A 17,098-nucleotide genomic window follows, 5' to 3' on the forward strand; every position below is an offset into this window, starting at 1 on the left:
CAAGATGTGTGGGCTTTTGTTTATCTACAAATCGACAATGTGCTCTTGATAGTAGTCCGCAAGCGCACCGACTTGGCTGCTACACATTACTTTCATTGCTTGTTTAATGTGTTCTATTGGCCAGTTCCACCATTGGATATTGAGTAGAGTTTCAATCTCTTTATCGCTGAATCGTTGACGTACGACTTGGTTGTTTCCAACCACTACCGAATAAGGTTGCACGTCTTTCGTCACTACGGTGCGTGTTCCGATGACGGCTCCATCGCCGATGTTTACTCCGGGCATGATCATCGCCTCGCTGCCAATCCAAACATCGTTCCCCACCACCGTGTCTCCGGCACGCTCGAAACCGTCTTGTACGCCTTCTCCAAATTCTTCAGGAGAGAAGGGGAAGGTCGAAATCCAGTCAATGCGATGACCTTGGTTTCCTGCCATCATGAAGGTGGCTCCAGAAGCGATGGAACAAAACTTGCCAATGATTAATTTGTCGATGCTATTGGGTTCTCTACTTTGCCATTCTTGAAGTGTGACGGGGTCACCCAACAAGTAGCGCACTGCTTGCTCTTCGAAGCTTTTTTGATGATAGAAGCCCGAGTAATAGCTGTAATCGCCAACGATGATATTGGGATTAGTGATGTGATCTTTAATGACTTGACCTTTTAACCACGTGTCGAAAACACTCATAACTCATCCTTTCAAATTTAGGTTGTACAGAGTTTAGAGGCTTTCTATTATTTCCAGTAGTTTGATTTTAGAGATTCAGAATTACTGTATGGAAATAAAATGGCTCAGCTACGTACCACTTTACGTCGCTTTGTGCGAGGAGCGAAGTATTGCTGGCGCAGCAAAGCGCCTGAATTGTTCGAATGCGCATGTAAGTCGGCAACTTAAACAGCTTGAAGACATATTGTCGGTGCAGCTTATTCAGCGAACTACGCGCCAGTTTAATTTGACCTACGATGGTTTGCGGTTTTATCAGCAGGTAAAGAAACTGCTCGAAGGCGCTGAGCAGATCAATGAGCAAGTCATGGCAAACGAGATCGTATCGGGAAAATTGAGAATAGCGGCGTCCGCTTCTTTCGGAGCTGCGTTACTCAGCCAAACATTGATCGAGTTTCGATTGCAACATCCACAAGTGAGCGTCGAAGTGATCTTCACAGAGACACCTCTCGACTTGATTGAGGCTGGGTTTGATATCGCATTCTACTTTACCGATACTCCCCCAGAGGGATACGTCGGCCATCAGCTACGCACTTTACACTGTAAACCGATCGCTCATCGCTCGTATTTAGCTGATAAACCAAATGTAAGTACGCCAGAGGAGCTTGGTGACTTAGAGCACATCCTTTATAAAAGTCGCGACTTGGTGTTAGATAAATGGGCGTTTACGCATAAGCAAACTCAACAGCAGTGCAGCATTGAGTTAGAAAGTACGCTGAGTTTTAATCTTGTCCAGTCCATGTTGGATGCTACTTTGGCGGGCTGTGGTGTAGCCATGCTAGATGAATTTGCACTGGCTAAACTCGAACCTGTACAAAAAGAACAACTCGTGATCTTACTACCAGAATGGCAAACGGATGCGATTTTGCCGCTTTATCTGCTTTACCCAAAACGTGAGCACTTACCAAGAAGAACGCGAGCGTTCATCGAACACTTTAGGAACATATATTCTGTCGGCGAGTAGCAACAGCAAACTTAGTGACAATAGAGGAAGCAAAGGAATGCGAAAACACTGTATTGCGATTGGTGGTGGTGGCTGGATGATGGGAGAGAATCCGAGCCCGCTCGATCAATACATTTTGTCTTTGTCTGGTAAGGAGAATCCAAACATTTGTTTTCTACCGACAGCCACGGGAGACGCCGATGAAGTTATTGAACGTTTTTACAATGCGAAGCTTAGTGAAAACGTAACCCATTTTCCGTTGTTTAAGTTTGATGCTGGTTGGAAAGAAACGCTATTTGAACAAGACATCATTTACGTCGGTGGCGGTAATACGCGTTCGATGTTGGCCATTTGGCGCGAATGGGGAATCGATAGAATACTCAAGCAGTGTTATGAACAAGGCATCATCATTTGTGGCATGAGCGCTGGTGCAATTTGTTGGTTTGAGTTTGCGGTGACAGACAGTGATCCCGAAGCATACCAAGTTATGCGTTGTCTTGGATTAATTGACGGTTTGGCTGCGGCGCATTTTTCCCATGTTGATGAGAAGTTTGAGGTTTTCCAAGCCTTTGCTCGTTCTCAACCGAGCATCACTTGTTATGGTATTCACGATTATGCGGCATTGCACTTTGTCGATGGAAAATTGTTAGCGACTGTCACCAGCTTTCCTGATGCAGGCGTGTTGGTCAAAACAGGTAACGAAGAAAACATATTACGAGGGTGAGCTTCTTCAAATCAGCATTAAAGGCAATAACTACTGACCGGACACAGAAGAAGCTCATGGATTCAGCTAACTTACATTAAGTATCGTGCTTACAGCTCGTAACGCAAACCTAAGTGGTAGTAGCTTTCGTCTGCGTGCGCACCGCCAAACGAGACTTCTTGTCCATTGCTGTAGCCACGCGAACCGTTACGATCAACGTAGTTTGTGTAGATAGAAGAACGAGGCGTCAGTTTGTATTGCACTTCTAGCGTTGTATCTTTCAGCTCTAGCTCGTCACCCTCACTGTTTTCTAAAGAACGATAACCAGCACGCAGTGCCCATTTGTCATTTACACTGTAAACCGCCGTCAATTCCATCACTTTGTCGGTACTGGTTTGCGAGTAATAGCCCTCTAGTTCATCTTCCGAGTACAACGCACCCAACATCAAATCACCTAGGTAGTAACGCGTACCTGCGCCCCAGAATGTGTAATCGGTGTCGTTGCTTTCACGTGCATCACCTTTATTCTTCTGCATCGCCACCACTGGTGCCAAGGTACCCAAACTTCCCATATCTAGCGTATAACGCAGTGCAGTGTTGTAACCGTAGTCGAGCTCAGAAGTGTTGTTTCCTAAAATGTACGCGACAGAAAAATCGAAATTACCTAGGCTGTTTTGGTATTGTAGCGTGCCATCTTGACGGAAAACTTGCGTCGCGGTTTTGTCGACTTTATTCGCTTGGCGCGCCATAGAAACATCGGAAGAGGCGAATACATCACCAATGTCGGTAAACATAATCAATCCAGATGCCACGCGACCACCTGTAATGCGACCATAATCTTTCGCATCAATCCCCGCCCATACATAACGCGCGGTCAGAGACGGTTTGTCGTTTACTTGGTTTGCGTATTCAGCTGCACCCACTTGGTATTGCGCTTGGCCGATGATCGACGCGTACTCGTTGATGGTTTGTGAACCGTTTAAACCAATACGACCATCAAACTCGCCATTTGCATCGCCGTGCTCGTCATTTTTACTGGTGACATTGAAACCAAGACGAGAGTAAATATTTAAAACTGACCCATCTTCCGCTTGATACAGCTGCGCTGCCATTGCGTTTGATGCCATCAATGTAGGGAGAAGTAGAGTCAAAATGTGCTTTTTCATGATTAACGACCTTTCATTTCTATTGTTTTAGGTACGACAAAGCCCCTTCCGAGTAACGGAATAAGAAAAATTGTCGTGAAGTAGAGAGAGGGTGCGCCCTTGTTTGCCAAGGGCGCGAGCTAGTCCATTCCTATAGGGGAAGAATGATTTAGCTTAAATCGACGTCTTTGCAGCCAAAGAAGTAAGTCGTGAGGAAGCCGACGATGTAAGAGATAAGCAGGCCAGCAACAAACACCATCATGCCTGGGAAGATGCCATTTTCTGATGTCATGAGAGGAATCGCCACGATACCGGATGGGCCAAACACCGTATTAAGACCAACTGGTAAGCCAAGGTAAGAAACTAAGCCGATAAAGAAGCCGCCCGCAGCGCCACCAATACAAGCGGTAACGAATGGTTTTACGCGTGGTAATGTCACGCCGTAAATCAATGGTTCGCCAATACCTAGAAGACCAGGAATAATAGCGCCTTTAACTTGAGTACGCAGTAGAGCGTCTTTTTTGGCTTTGAAATACAGCGCCATTGACGCGCCAACCTGACCGCCACCAGCCATCGCTAGGATAGGAAACAGCGAGTTAAAGCCCTGTGCTTCCATCAATGCGAAGTACACTGGAACAAAACCCTGGTGGATGCCAAATACCACAGAAATTAAGAACAAACCTGCCAAGATTGCAGCGCCTAATGGGTTATCGTTTAAGTTGAGGAACAACCAAGACATCCCTTTAAACAGCTCGCCGCCGATTGGCATGATGATCAAGAAGGTTACCGCACCCATGATCAACAGAGTGATAACGGACGTTAAGATCATGTCCAGATCATCTGGCATGTATTGACGAACCTTACGCTCGACTTGTGCACCGATGATCGCTGCTAAAAGTACGCCGATAATGTTGCCGCGCGGATCAATCGCAAAGCCGAAAAACTCGTTCATGCCAGAGTAAATGCCGGATGTCGCCTCTGGGTTGTAACCCAGCACAAACAAAGAGGCGAGAATGGCACCATTAACACCAGAGCCGCCAAATGCTTGCTGCGCGTTGTAACCAATCAGAATACTTAGGAAAGCAAACAGACCCTTACCAAAGACTTTCATGTAGGCGATCAAATCCAACATAAACTGGCTTGGTGTCTGGTCGAGAACAAACATCTGTTCCAATAACGTCGCAAAACCTAGCAACAAACCAGCGGCAATAAAGCCTGGGATCAACGGCGTAAAGATGGTGGCAAACTTGCTTAAAAAACGCTGAACCGCACTGGTTTGCTTACTCTTCATCTGTTTTTTCTGCTCGGCTGCGACGGCAGAAAGATCTTGTTGCGGCATATCTGCTTCTTCACTGTCACCAGAGGTTAAGCTGTCGATCAATTGATTCATCATCTCAGCCGCTTGTTGAGCTTTTCCGGGACCGAGAATGATCTGAAACTGCTCATCGCTTTCCACCACACCCATTACGCCGGGAATTTGCTTGATAACTGACTGATCAGCCAAACCATTGTTGGCGAGCGATAAACGCAAACGCGTCATACAGTTACCACATTTGCTTACGTTGCTGCTGCCACCCACTGCGGACAGCAACTGCGATACTGTGTTTGAAGTTATTTTTGCCATAGGGTCTATCCTTCAGAACTCGGATTATTTAGTTATTATTTAGTGCTGCGCGAATAAAACCGTTGTGCGCGGCGAGGCGTGATTTGGCTTGTTCGGCATCCAAATCGGCCAAAATCATTAAGATGGCAGTTTTGCAGTGGCGATCGCAGGCATTTAATGCTCGCTCTGATTCTTCTTTTGATGCGCCAGTTGCTTCTACAACAATGTTGGTTTGGCGTTGGATGAGCTTGGCGTTGGTGGCCTCTACATCCACCATTAAGTTGCCAAATACCTTACCGCTACGAATCATTGCACCTGTCGTGAGCATGTTTAACACCAGTTTTTGTGCGGTGCCGGCTTTCATGCGAGAAGAGCCAGTGACAACCTCTGCGCCAACTATCGGCAGAATCGCGATGTCGGCCGCTTTTGCCATGGCACATTCCGGATTACAGGCGATAGATGCGGTCGTAGATCCGATGGATTTAGCGTAGTCCAAACCACCTAGTACATAAGGTGTACGGCCACTCGCTGCAATGCCTACAACCACGTCATGTTTGGTGAGGTGAAGCGCTTTTAAGTCGTCTTGACCCATTTTCGCGTTGTCTTCTGCGTTTTCTACCGCTTTTAAAATCGCTTGGTGTCCACCAGCAATTAAGCCAATCACCATATCTGGATGCGTGCCGTAGGTAGGAGGACACTCGCTCGCATCAAGAATTCCTAAGCGGCCTGATGTGCCAGCTCCCATGTAAACCAAACGGCCACCATTGGCGAACGCTGCAGTAATTGCATCAACCGTCTTTGCAATTTGTGGTAGCACTGCTTTGACCGCGAGCGCGACTTTTTGATCCTCTTCATTAATGACTTGCAGCATCTCGATGGTCGAAAGCGTATCAATCTCTGCACTGGCTGGATTACGGCTTTCTGTCACCAATCGGCTTAAATCAATTTTCATGTTTTACACTCTTCGTAATGTTCAATCTGAGGGCGATTCTATGGAATAAAATATTCTGTTTTGGTGATAAGAATCACACTTGAGGTTATTCTTTGTGCAGGAGAAATTTGGAATAATGAGAGAAAATATACGTCCATTACATCCGATATAAACTGGCTTGGTTAGAATAATCATGGAGTTAAATCAAACTCCAATTATTTTTGTTTTGGAATAATTTATTTAAATTTTTTGAGGTTTTTGTTGTGTCAGTTATCAATAAGATAGTCGCGAGGCGTACTCAGCTTTCGCAAAGTGGTCGTTTGGTCGGCGATTGGATTGTTGAAAACGCAGAAAAGGCGGCGCTGCTCACTAGCCAAGAACTTGCGGCGCAAGTAAAAGTGAGTCAATCGAGCATTGTGAAATTTACTCAGCGTATCGGCTTTAAAGGTTACAGCGAGTTTAAATTAGCTCTGAATGAAGAGATTGGCCGTAAGCATGCGATGCAGTCGACACCGCTGCACAGTGATATTTTGGCTGACGACCCCATTGCGGTAATTTCACAGAAACTGGTGAAAGCGAAAACCGACGCTATGTTTCAAACTACCAATACGCTGTCTTACGAAGCGTGTCACCAAGCGGTGAAATGGTTGAGTGAAGCGCGTCGAGTGCAAGTGGTCGGGATTGGGGGCTCTGCACTGACCGCGAAGGATTTAAGCTTTAAACTGCTTAAACTTGGTATTACGGCGCTTTCTGAACAAGACAGCCACGTGCAGATTGCTGTTGCCCGCACGCTCTCTCCAGAAGATGTTCAGATCGCAATCTCGTTTTCGGGTGAGCGCAAAGAAATTCTCGTCGCGGCAGAAGCGGCAAAAGAGCAGGGCGCGAAGGTGATTGCGTTATCTGCGCCAGGAAGAAGTCGCTTGCGCGGTATTGCCGATATTACGTTTGATACGATTGCCAATGAAACGGAACATCGCAGCTCATCCATTGCTTCGCGTACCGCGCAAAACGTGATCACCGATTTGCTGTTTATCATCTTGGTTCAGCAAAGAGACGACAGTGCCCGTCAGTTGATCAGCGATATCAGTACCGACATCAAACAGATCCTCACATGATCGCTTGTTTAACAGCGGACTAGAGATCCGGATCGTGCCTCAGCAAAGCAATAAAAGCAGAGAGATGTTTTTCAATGGTGAGATCGGCAGAAATCGCTGGTAACTCCAACGTGATGCAAGGTAAATCACGTTCACTACACCAAGTGCCGAATGAGCCGGGTGTTTCGTAGTCGATATCGTCAACGATTGGCAGTTGGAACTGCTCGCCGAGCCATTTGGCAAGGTCGGAATGTTTGGGATCATCCACAAAAGCAAGCGGTTCATGAAACGACACCACAAACTTTGGCTTGCGCAGTTCAATCAAGTTAATTAATGCGCTAACTTCAGGCTCTAGTTGGTTTTTAGTGCCAGTTTTCACCTGTACGTCTCGAACGGGTGTGTGAGAGCTCCATCGATACACTGTGCCATGCTCAGTCCAATTTTGGGTTGGAAACGCGCGATTGAGATCCACTTGGTTTGCATTTGCGCGTGTGCCTAGTTGGTTGCCGTCAGGATTCATTGACAGAATCACATCATGTCGTAAGTTTTCAGCAGGCAAGCTTCTTAGCGCGCAGGACAAACCTGCAATCGAGGCCGTCTCGTCCCCGTGAGTGCCTGCCAAAATCAAACCTCGCGAAGCACTTTCGACTTGAGCCGGAAAATACAGTAATGGCGCACCAAGCACGGATTGACCGTATGATGTTGGCCGAATTAAAAATGCCGCTCTTTCCGTTCTTGGAATTAGACTCACCGTAATCTCCTGATTGATGAAGTAGTATCAATATCTAAGCTAATTACACCTAGCTAAACTGAACCGTTTAAACTCGTCAACGGTTGAAATGTTAATTGTGGCACTTGCTTCACAAGACGCGTTAGGAGAACGAAAAACGATATGGATTTTAAAAAACATTCAACGGCGTTGCTGATTTCCTCTTTATTCACCCCTTTTCTTGCTACATCAGTTGCTGCGGAGACCTTACCTAAAGGCATTCAACTTGCCGCAGAACAGCATGTAGTACGTGCGAATGACGCAGAGGCGGCGACGCTTGACCCAGCGAAAGCCGAAGGTCTGCCAGAGATGCATGTGATTCGTGACTTATTTGAAGGGCTTGTGATTCAAGATCGTGACGGAAACATTATTCCCGGTGTGGCAGAATCATGGGAAACCAACGACAACCAAACGTTTACTTTTCACTTGCGCAAAGACGCGAAATGGTCGAATGGCGAGCCTGTGACAGCGGATGATTTTGTCTATTCACTGCGCCGAGCGGTAGATCCGAAAACCGCTTCTCCAAATGTTTGGTATCTCAAACTCACCAAGATCAAAAACATCACCGATGTAGCAGAGGGCAAAAAGCCTTTGGACGATCTCGGTATCAAGGCAGTGGATAAATACACCCTACGTTTTGAGTTGGACAGTCAAGTGCCGTACTTTGTTGCTATGACTGGGCACACGTCCATGATGCCAGTGCATCAAGCGACAGTGGAAAACCGCGACAAGCCGTGGAGTGATCCAGACCAATTTGTTAGCAACGGTGCATTCACATTGGATAAGTGGGTCGTGAATGAGCGCATTGAACTGGTTAAGAGTCCAAGTTACTGGGACAGCGCAGATACGCATTTAAACAAAGTGACTTACATTCCGTTTGAAAACCAAAACGCGTCAATCAATCGTTATGCGGCAGGAGAGCTGGATATCACGTCAGATGTGCCGACTCATATGGCGCAGAAGCTTAAACAAGATTACAAGCAGGCTTACACGGTGGTGCCATTACTGTGCACGTATTACTACGCGTTCAATACCACTCGTCCGCCATTTGATGATGCGCGAGTGCGTCAAGCGGTGTCGTACTCCATCATGCGTGATGTGATTACGAATGGTGTCACGCAAGTGGGCAACCTTCCTGCGTACACCTTTGCGCATCAGTACACTGCCGGTTTTGATGCGACGCCCCCTGAGTATAGTAAATGGAGTCAGCAACAACGTGACGAGAAAGCGCGTCAGTTGTTAAAAGAAGCGGGTTACAGCCAAGACAAGCCGCTCGATTTTAAATTGCTGTACAACACCAGTGAGGCAAACAAATCGATCGCGGTTGCGATAGCGTCGATGCTACAAAAAAATCTCGGTGCACACGTGGAGTTAGAAAACCAAGAGTGGAAGTCATACTTAGTGGCGCGTAAACAAGGCAATTTCGATGTGATGCGCGCTTCCTGGTGTGGTGATTACAATGAAGCGTCTACTTTCCTGAGCTTACTTCGCTCAGGTTCTTCGGGTAACTTTGCACGTTACAGCAATGAAGCGTACGACAACGCGATGAACAGTGCATTGGCCGCAACCGATGAGAAAGCGCGCCAAGGTTTCTATGATCAAGCCGAGCAATTGTTGGCGGCGGATATGCCAATCGCACCGATTTACTACTACATGCAAGCGCGTTTGGTTCGTCCTACGGTTGGCGGTTTTGCCAAGAGCAACGTAGAAGGTCGTATCTACTCGAAAGACCTCTACATCAAGAAGTAGCGCTCAAAACAAGCGATAAATATGAAGCCCCGAAGATGTATCTTACGGGGCTTCTTTTTATTGTTAGCGAGTGGAGAGCTTGTTCACGAGCATAGCGACTCGTTTGCCAAGATACTCTGCTGTTGCAACATCAGAAGCATGCAACTGACCATCTTCACCACCTTGTGCAACAATACCACCTTGTACACCATAACGATTCAGGTTTTGCTCCCCAGAATTGCTGATCTTATCCAACCCGACCCACATCATGCCGTGTTGGTTAGCGAGCGTTTGTAGATATTGTAATGTGCAAGATTGGTCGCCATTCATTGCCCCACCACTGGTAAAGCCAGCCGCGATTTTGCTCGCCCATTTTTGGTAATACCAAGATTCACTGCTTGCATCTGCAAATGCTTTAAACTGCGCTGCTACACCGCCCATATAGGTCGGTGAGCCAAAGATAATCGCATCACACTCAGCAAGTTCATCCATTAGTTTAGGGTTCACAAAACGTCCCTCAATAATCTCATTGCCTTCAATTCGGTGAGAGAGGATTTCACAGTCATCTTGCTGCTTAATGCCTTGTTGTTCAACGCCTGCGGCAATCGCGCGAGCAAGCTGACCAGTAACGTCGGTTTTAGAGAAATAAATAATCGCAATTTTGGACACAATGGTTCCTTTTTTCATTGTTGATTTTTAATCGTGCGACTAAGGCTAAAACCTCAAGCTAAGTTGAGGTCAAGAAGAGATTTGAGATAGATAAAGTACGAATTGGTATCTAAAAAGCTTTCTTATAGGGTAAGTCGACGGCATAACTACAGTGAATGCAACGACGATGAATGTCGTGTATAAAAGCGTTAAAGGAAGATCTTAAAGATGTAGAAAACTCTCTTGGAAACAATGATAAAGGTACCGATGCTAGTGATGATTAATAGGCGGAAAAATAGATTAAAATATGTAAACTCAGACCTGATCCAAGGCGGGAAAAGTACATTTCATCGTTTCTTAAGGCGAGGGATTATTATCATTATGGTAGGAGGCCTTTCTACAGCCTCTTCCACGGTATTTGCACACTTTATAGCGGGTGTGTTTGATGTGGATATGAATGTTCATCCAGAGAGCTTAGAAGAAAAAGTGCATGCACTACTTTTTGTTTCGGTCAGTCTTGTTTTTACCTCTTTTATGCCCTTATCTCGCTAAATATTAGTGGGTGGCTCATAATGAAGCTAAAAATATAAGCTTAACTAAAACCATGTCCTTGTATTTTAAGGAAGATGGAACTAGTGGCGATTTTTTCTTTGCTTGCACCATCTCTATTTTTTGTATTTATTTAAGGTTCGTAAATAAGAAGCTTCCTTTGGTTAAAGTGGCGCTTTTGGTTTCGGCGATGTGTCATGTTTTTATCATGAAAGAATACAGTGGTGACCTTCAGCTTATACGTTTTGTCTCTTCACTGTTTTTCGCCATTAACTTTGGGTTATTTGTGACCACCAAGTGATACTAAAAAGCCGATGTAGATACATCGGCTTTTTAGTGGGTTATTTCTTTCTGCGAGTATAAATCCGAGATTTTACTTTACTTGGCTCTGGCTTGTTTTTCGCCAGTTTTAGCACTGCTTTTTGCAAAATCTGGTTGTTTGGGTAAGTGATCAAGTTACCGTTGTCGTGCTTAATTAACACGTGAAACATGCTGATTTCTTGAATCTCACCGCAGATGTCTTCATCTTTGTCTACGACTTTAATTCGGTCACCCACTCGGTATGGGAAGACAAAAAAGATCAAAAAGCTGGCAGTGATGTTGCTCAGAATTGACCACTGCGCAATAAACGCCACACCTAATACGGCAAAAATGGACGATAGGAACAAAGACACATCGCCATAGCCAATACCTGTGATAATGGCAAAAATAGAGGCGGTCAAAAATAGCAGCGCGACATTGAAACAGCGCTGAATAAAACTCAAACGAGCCTTTTTTACACCTTTCGTTGTTGCCAAATTTAGGATGGCTCTATTTACAATCCTCTTCAGGATGCGATACGCGATCAGGACAAAAATGCCCATCAATAGTTTGTAACCGAGGGAGCCCGTAGTGAAATACTGGCTCACTTGCTCTAATTGGATCCAATCATTCATTTCTTCATCTCGACGATATCTAGAAAGCGGCTTTTATAGCTGATTTTTTGCTGTAAGTAATCACAATTTTTCTTTACACCATTTGTCTCTGTGTTGAGGTACCACAGAGTACTATATTGGTTAATCAAAGACTTAGTGAGCATTGCGAACTCTTTGGCTTCATTACTTATATTCAACCAAAGCTGACGTGATTTTGAAAAGAGCAATCTTTGAGCTGTATCCCATATCCGACATTCTATGACGCTAGTTCCTTATAAACGAGCTGAATATGACTTTTGTCCTGATAACCTAAGGTGTATTAATTGAAATAGCTTTTAGGGCGTTGAAAAATGGAAGAAGATGAAAAGGCGATTATGATTTTATTCGTGATTGTTGGCCTTGTACTCGTTTGGGTCGCGCTTGAAGAACTTAATTATCTCGGGCTCACAATAAAATAAGCCCCGTTAAACACAAGTTAAACGGGGCCCTTGTCTTTTATCAATGTGAATTCAGGCTAGCTAACCGCACGCACTTTGCCTTGTTTCAAATCGTTCAGCACTTGCGCTTTAGGACCATCTGCAATGATGCTGCCTTTTTCCATCACAATTACGCGATCAACGATGTCGAGCATAGACGTTTTATGCGTAATCAGAATCAGCGTTTCACTAGGTTTCAACTGTGCTAATTGATGCTTAATGTGCATCTCTGAGCGGTTATCCATCGCACTGGTTGGTTCATCCATGAGTAGAACAGGAGGACGACCCAAAAATGCACGAGCGATCGTGACTGCTTGACGTTGACCACCCGAAAGCATTGCACCACCTTCACCAACTTGGCGTTCTAAGCCCGCTGGGTCAGATTGCGTAAACGCAGTAACACCGGCACGATTCGCTGCGTCTAGTACGTCACGGTCATCGGTTAATGGGCGACCTAGCGTAATGTTGTCGCGGATAGAACCAAAGAACAGATTCGAATCTTGCGGCACACAACCAATATTACGGCGAATGTCGACATGATGCAGTTGTGCGATGTCGGTATCATCAATGCGAACATGACCTTCCGTCGGCTGATACAAGCCCATGATGAGACGCTCTAACGTGGTTTTACCCGAACCGATACGGCCTATGATCGCTACTTTTTCGCCTGGGTTAATGGTCAAGCTCAAATCTCGAATCGACGCCACCGGTGAATCTGGGTAGTGGAAGGTCACGCGTTCAAGTTCAATTTTGCCTTGTACTATTGGACGGTGAATGTAACGTTTACCTTCTTCTTGTTCATCCGGCATTTCCATGACTTGATTGATAATTGTCATAGAAGACTTCGCTTGGTTGTAGCGCGTAGAGAGTAAGGATAACTGAACCAAAGGACCTATCGCGCGGCCGCTAAGCATGGTTGCGGCAATCAAACCACCCATGGTTAAGTCGCCCTCTGCAATCAAGTAAACGCCTAGGATGATCATCCCTACGTTACTACTTTGCTGCACAAAACCTGCTGCGTTTTGAATGCTATCCGTAATTCGGCGGCTTTTTATATTCCAGTTCGCCATGTGCGCAACTGCCTCTTCCCAGCGGTATTGGAATTGGCTTTGCGCACTGAGCATTTTTACGGTTTCTAACCCAGCCAAGCTCTCTATCAAATTGGCATATTTTTGCGATGCTAGGCGTGAACCCTCCTCAATGGAGCGGCGCAGCGGCCCTTGTATCAGTAGCGAGTGAATAATCAAAATGACCACGCCCACCATCGGTACATACACAAGATCGCCAGCCATTAGCCATATAATCACTAAGAACAAAATGGCAAAAGGCAAATCAATGAGAGCACTGACGGTCGCTGAAGTAAAAAACTCTCGAATAGATTCGAATTCTTGTAAATGGCGAGCGAAGGCACCGACCGAAGGCGGCTTCGATTCCATTCTAATCCCCATCACTTTGCTGAACAGTTTGGATGAAATCAGAATGTCAGACTTCTTGCCCGCCACATCAATGAAGTAATTTCTCAGCGACTTGAGAATGAAGTCGAACAGGAACACGACAAAGATGCCACTTGCTAGTACCCATAGGGTTTCAAACGCAAGATTCGGAACCACTTTGTCGTACACCAAGCGAGTGAATAGCGGAGCGGCAACCGCAAAGAGGTTGATGAGAAGTGATGCGATTAAAACATCACGGTAGATGCGTTTTGACTGCCACAAGGTGGACCAGAACCAGTGGCCTTCGTTGGTTTTGAGCACTTCGGGAGAGCGCTCATCGAAACGGAATTGCTTTTTAACTAAAAAGTACCGACCAGTGTATTGCTCAAGTAGGTCTTCTAATGGAATAGAGATCGGCACCATTCCACTTTCTAGGGTGGTGACTTCGGCCTCGCGTTTCTCCATATTGATGCTGTTGAGAACGCAAGAGTCACCGCCTTTAAGAACTAAGATTGCCGGCAGAATTAGGCTGGAGATGCTCTCCAGCTCTGCGCGGTTTTCCTTGGCAACCAATCCGGCCCTTTCCGCTGCTCTTGGTAGCAAAAATGGGGTCAGTTTACCGTCAGATAGCGGTAGTCCGTTGACTAGCGCTTCTGGCGAGTTAGCTAACCCATAGTAACGGCTAACGTAGATGAGCGAATTCAGTAAAGGGTCTTTCATCGTTGATAAACCTTTTTATTCCTTGTCGACGATGAATCCTTGGAATACCTCAACAAAGTGTTCAGTGAGGAAATCCAACTGGATTTGAGTTTCGATACGCGATGCGATAGTCGTAATACCAAGGTTGTGGGCAGTACGAGAGATCGACGTTAGCGTGAATTTCTGTTTTTCGTCGTGCAAGTTGTGTGTGAATAGGTAATCGAGCTTCACATAGTTCGGGCGGAACTCTTGGATGTATTCCAAAGATTGGAAGTTACGTCCGTAGTTATCTACGCCGAACTCAGCACCTGATTGGCGAATGGCATTACATAACAGTGCTGCGTGGTGAGGCTGATCGATAAAGCATTCCTCTGGAATTTCAAAGTGTAGCTTAGAGGCGACTTTGGCGTGTTTTTCCAGCATGCTAGTTGTCCAGCGAATAAACGATGGTTGAGACAAGCTGCTTTGCGCGATGTTAATCGCGACTGGGTCATTAAGTTCACCACTTTCTAGCATCTTAATCATTGATTCAATGACATACTGGTCAAAGATGTTGGTGGCGTCTAACTGTTCTAGTGCGAATAGGTATTGATTCGCACGATACGTTTCACCATCTTTTTCGATGCTTGAAAATACTTCGTTGTGGAATACTTTACCCCATGTGTTTTTCGCAGCTTGGAAACGGAATTTAACCCAATCACTATGAATGGCTTCTTCAACCAACGCTTTCCATTGCTGTTTACCCATCAAACTAGAAGGTGTATCACTGCCAATGAAGCCGTATGGCTTGTCTGGTTGCGCTTTGGCTTTCGATAGTGCGTTGTCCACCATCGAGAGGATTTCAGAGCGCGTTTTCTGATCTTTGCTGTGTGCAACCCCTAGTGACGCTTTAGGTTTTGCTAAGCCTGTTGGGTCAGTATTTAGGCCGTTCACACAATTGACGATGCTGTCCGATAAAATGCGTAACTCGCTCTCATCCATATGAGGGAAAAGCAAACCGAACTCATCACTAGATAAGCGAGCAATAGTGGCACCCGGTACATCAATGGTGTTTTTCAAACGTTGAGACAGTTCTTTAACGTGGGCATCTGCGCGTTGGTAATCTTTGGTCTCGTAAATGTCCCCAATGTATTCAGCATGGAGTAGCGCGATACCCCCTTGCGTTTGCTCTGCAAGCCATTGGTCGATTTGGTTGATGTAGAATGAGCGGTTACCCAATTTAGATATAGGATCGAGGTAAGCCTGAGCACGCAGACGTTGCGCCTCTTTGGCTTGCTCTTTGAATGATAGCTCGATTTGAGCAGACATCATGTTAATGCCATCTACCACCGCGATAAGATCTTTGGTTCTTGGACGAGCAAGCGGTTCACCAAATTGGTTATTCGCGATTTCATGCATTTTATTCACGATGGCCGTTAACGGCTTTAGCGAGCGACGTAGGATATATGAAATTGCCACTAAACCAGCTAGAAAAATGACACTGAATACAGACAGCAACCCAATAAAACCTTGCCAGAGCTGCTCGTAAGCTGCGCCTGGGTGGCTAATGATTTCTACTTCGGCGAGCTGCATCCAACCACTGGTCACAACACGCTTATCGTGAATCGCTTTAAATAGATTCATGTCGATAAACCATTGTGGCACCGTACTTGGTTTAACTGGGTAGGTACGCACGATCTGGTAGTCAGAATCTAATGCTGTAAGACGAACAACGGAGTAGGTGCTGCCGTCAAACAGAGCATTAATCACGGACTCAACCGCGACTTTATCTTTGTCCTTTAGGTAAGGAGCCAATGCCAAACCTACGGTGTTAATAGTGTTGTTGACCTCTGAACGTTGCTGTTGCTCCAAGCTGTCTCGAGTCGTGTTGAATTGGATTACGAATACTGATGCCAACAAGAGTATAAAGACCGTAACCATCCCCACCACAAGCTTCTTATATAGGGTCATGTTTCTCACTCGTCATAGTTAATTTTAGGTTTATTTAACTGCAACTTACGTTCGCGCGAGCGTAAGTCATTCCAAAGGCTCAACCGTGATGCTTTCCCTGCCAGCTCTCCAGTGCTAGCAGATGACTTCATCAACCACAGGTTTGTACCATTAAAACTGTATATCGGTAGCAAGTCGCTACGCTTAGAGGCTCGGACAATGTCAGGATTGATATTATCGAGAATGAGCGGCTCAGAACTTGGGGTAGGGTAGTAAGCTAATACCATGTGAAACTGATTCAGTTCGATGGCTTTTACGTATATTAACCGCATCTTTGAATCTGGTATTCCTAGCTCGAGTAAAGAGAAGTACTTAGCAATAGTGAAATCTTCACAGTCTCCTGCGTTACTCCCTAAAAATTCGAGTGGCGTAGCCCAATAATCTGTCTTTCCCCACAGTTTTATGTCGTCAACGAAATACAGCTGATTAAAAAAGTCGTTAACGCCAGCGAGCTGTTCATGAGTCTCTAATTGTTTAAATAAGTCGAGGTTCTTTCGCCATGTATTTACGCGCAATCCCGCACGTTCGCCGTACACCGCTGTGACCGTATTGACCCATCGTTGTTCTTTACTGTTCAGCGCACCAAGTTGGAACGACAAACAACTTAAGCTGATTAATAATGTAACTTTACGCTGCAAATTGGATCGCATATTCGACTCGTATCACAAGTATACTCTTCTAGAGAGTTCGTCAGTGAGAAATAAGTGCTTTTTATTTAATCACTTATCGCTCAATACTCCCTATCGCGAGTACC

The 17,098-nt window shown here is 45.5% G+C and carries 15 protein-coding genes; 5 read left to right on the forward strand and 10 right to left on the reverse strand.

From position 1 onward, the window contains the following. Positions 1-24 precede the first annotated feature (24 nt). Positions 25-684, reverse strand: a complete 660-nt coding sequence (gene catC, locus R7Q47_RS00570; RefSeq protein ID WP_154204102.1) for a type C chloramphenicol O-acetyltransferase — start codon at positions 682-684, stop codon at positions 25-27. 88 nt (positions 685-772) lie between these two features. Between catC and R7Q47_RS00575 the strand changes: the two genes are divergently transcribed. Further along, the gene (locus R7Q47_RS00575; RefSeq protein ID WP_154204101.1) at positions 773-1,684 is read left to right on the forward strand and encodes a LysR family transcriptional regulator; all 912 of its coding nucleotides are present in this window, start codon (positions 773-775) and stop codon (positions 1,682-1,684) included. Between the two features lie 37 nt (positions 1,685-1,721). Continuing rightward, complete coding sequence (locus tag R7Q47_RS00580; RefSeq protein ID WP_248486079.1) at positions 1,722-2,387, forward strand: peptidase E; 666 nt, start codon at positions 1,722-1,724, stop codon at positions 2,385-2,387. Between the two features lie 89 nt (positions 2,388-2,476). Here R7Q47_RS00580 and R7Q47_RS00585 read toward each other — a convergent pair whose 3' ends face one another. The 3 genes from R7Q47_RS00585 to murQ all read right to left on the reverse strand — a co-directional run bounded on the left by R7Q47_RS00585 (position 2,477) and on the right by murQ (position 6,066). Beyond that, positions 2,477-3,532 (reverse strand): porin, encoded by a 1,056-nt coding sequence (locus tag R7Q47_RS00585; protein WP_154204100.1) that lies wholly within the window; start codon positions 3,530-3,532, stop codon positions 2,477-2,479. 148 nt (positions 3,533-3,680) lie between these two features. After that, positions 3,681-5,135, reverse strand: a complete 1,455-nt coding sequence (gene murP / locus R7Q47_RS00590) for a PTS N-acetylmuramic acid transporter subunit IIBC (protein WP_154204099.1) — start codon at positions 5,133-5,135, stop codon at positions 3,681-3,683. A gap of 28 nt (positions 5,136-5,163) precedes the next feature. Next, positions 5,164-6,066 carry an N-acetylmuramic acid 6-phosphate etherase gene (murQ, locus tag R7Q47_RS00595; protein WP_154204098.1) on the reverse strand — a complete coding sequence of 301 codons (903 nt, stop codon included), beginning with the start codon at positions 6,064-6,066 and terminating at the stop codon, positions 5,164-5,166. Positions 6,067-6,308: 242 nt separating this feature from the next. Between murQ and R7Q47_RS00600 the strand changes: the two genes are divergently transcribed. Beyond that, positions 6,309-7,160 (forward strand): MurR/RpiR family transcriptional regulator, encoded by an 852-nt coding sequence (locus R7Q47_RS00600; RefSeq protein ID WP_033907250.1) that lies wholly within the window; start codon positions 6,309-6,311, stop codon positions 7,158-7,160. A gap of 19 nt (positions 7,161-7,179) precedes the next feature. Here the strand turns inward: R7Q47_RS00600 and mpaA are convergent, their stop codons facing one another. Beyond that, positions 7,180-7,890, reverse strand: a complete 711-nt coding sequence (gene mpaA / locus R7Q47_RS00605; protein ID WP_033907251.1) for a murein tripeptide amidase MpaA — start codon at positions 7,888-7,890, stop codon at positions 7,180-7,182. 141 nt (positions 7,891-8,031) lie between these two features. Here mpaA and R7Q47_RS00610 point away from each other — a divergent pair, with 141 nt between their 5' ends. Beyond that, positions 8,032-9,657: an ABC transporter substrate-binding protein gene (locus R7Q47_RS00610; protein WP_167415798.1), complete on the forward strand. Its 1,626-nt coding sequence runs from the start codon at positions 8,032-8,034 to the stop codon at positions 9,655-9,657. 63 nt (positions 9,658-9,720) lie between these two features. On the opposite strand, the gene R7Q47_RS00615 is transcribed toward R7Q47_RS00610, so the two are convergent. Beyond that, positions 9,721-10,305, reverse strand: a complete 585-nt coding sequence (locus R7Q47_RS00615) for a flavodoxin family protein (RefSeq protein WP_017635653.1) — start codon at positions 10,303-10,305, stop codon at positions 9,721-9,723. A 222-nt stretch (positions 10,306-10,527) separates the two neighbouring features. Between R7Q47_RS00615 and R7Q47_RS00620 the strand changes: the two genes are divergently transcribed. Further along, positions 10,528-10,836 carry a hypothetical protein gene (locus R7Q47_RS00620; protein WP_239945509.1) on the forward strand — a complete coding sequence of 103 codons (309 nt, stop codon included), beginning with the start codon at positions 10,528-10,530 and terminating at the stop codon, positions 10,834-10,836. Positions 10,837-11,174: 338 nt separating this feature from the next. Here the strand turns inward: R7Q47_RS00620 and R7Q47_RS00625 are convergent, their stop codons facing one another. From R7Q47_RS00625 to R7Q47_RS00640, 4 genes are all read right to left on the reverse strand, one after another. Continuing rightward, on the reverse strand, positions 11,175-11,768 hold the full coding sequence (locus R7Q47_RS00625) for a mechanosensitive ion channel family protein (protein ID WP_042522270.1): 594 nt from the start codon (positions 11,766-11,768) through the stop codon (positions 11,175-11,177). Between the two features lie 493 nt (positions 11,769-12,261). Next, on the reverse strand, positions 12,262-14,376 hold the full coding sequence (locus tag R7Q47_RS00630; RefSeq protein ID WP_005374556.1) for a type I secretion system permease/ATPase: 2,115 nt from the start codon (positions 14,374-14,376) through the stop codon (positions 12,262-12,264). Positions 14,377-14,391: 15 nt separating this feature from the next. Then, positions 14,392-16,305: an EAL domain-containing protein gene (locus tag R7Q47_RS00635; protein ID WP_182016056.1), complete on the reverse strand. Its 1,914-nt coding sequence runs from the start codon at positions 16,303-16,305 to the stop codon at positions 14,392-14,394. A 5-nt stretch (positions 16,306-16,310) separates the two neighbouring features. After that, complete coding sequence (locus R7Q47_RS00640; RefSeq protein ID WP_005374561.1) at positions 16,311-16,994, reverse strand: transglutaminase-like cysteine peptidase; 684 nt, start codon at positions 16,992-16,994, stop codon at positions 16,311-16,313. Between the last annotated feature and the right edge of the window lie 104 nt (positions 16,995-17,098).

The sequence above is a fragment of the Vibrio sp. Vb0349 genome, from assembly GCF_033338975.1.

Excerpts from the sequence above, each read along its gene's own strand:
- R7Q47_RS00580 (WP_248486079.1), top strand. The coding sequence starts at position 1,722 with ATGCGAAAACACTGTATTGCGATTGGTGGTGGTGGCTGGATGATGGGA.
- catC (WP_154204102.1), bottom strand. The coding sequence starts at position 684 with ATGAGTGTTTTCGACACGTGGTTAAAAGGTCAAGTCATTAAAGATCAC.
- murQ (WP_154204098.1), bottom strand. The coding sequence starts at position 6,066 with ATGAAAATTGATTTAAGCCGATTGGTGACAGAAAGCCGTAATCCAGCC.
- R7Q47_RS00640 (WP_005374561.1), bottom strand. The coding sequence starts at position 16,994 with ATGCGATCCAATTTGCAGCGTAAAGTTACATTATTAATCAGCTTAAGT.
- R7Q47_RS00635 (WP_182016056.1), bottom strand. The coding sequence starts at position 16,305 with ATGACCCTATATAAGAAGCTTGTGGTGGGGATGGTTACGGTCTTTATA.
- R7Q47_RS00625 (WP_042522270.1), bottom strand. The coding sequence starts at position 11,768 with ATGAATGATTGGATCCAATTAGAGCAAGTGAGCCAGTATTTCACTACG.
- murP (WP_154204099.1), bottom strand. The coding sequence starts at position 5,135 with ATGGCAAAAATAACTTCAAACACAGTATCGCAGTTGCTGTCCGCAGTG.
- R7Q47_RS00585 (WP_154204100.1), bottom strand. The coding sequence starts at position 3,532 with ATGAAAAAGCACATTTTGACTCTACTTCTCCCTACATTGATGGCATCA.
- R7Q47_RS00610 (WP_167415798.1), top strand. The coding sequence starts at position 8,032 with ATGGATTTTAAAAAACATTCAACGGCGTTGCTGATTTCCTCTTTATTC.
- R7Q47_RS00630 (WP_005374556.1), bottom strand. The coding sequence starts at position 14,376 with ATGAAAGACCCTTTACTGAATTCGCTCATCTACGTTAGCCGTTACTAT.
- R7Q47_RS00575 (WP_154204101.1), top strand. The coding sequence starts at position 773 with ATGGAAATAAAATGGCTCAGCTACGTACCACTTTACGTCGCTTTGTGC.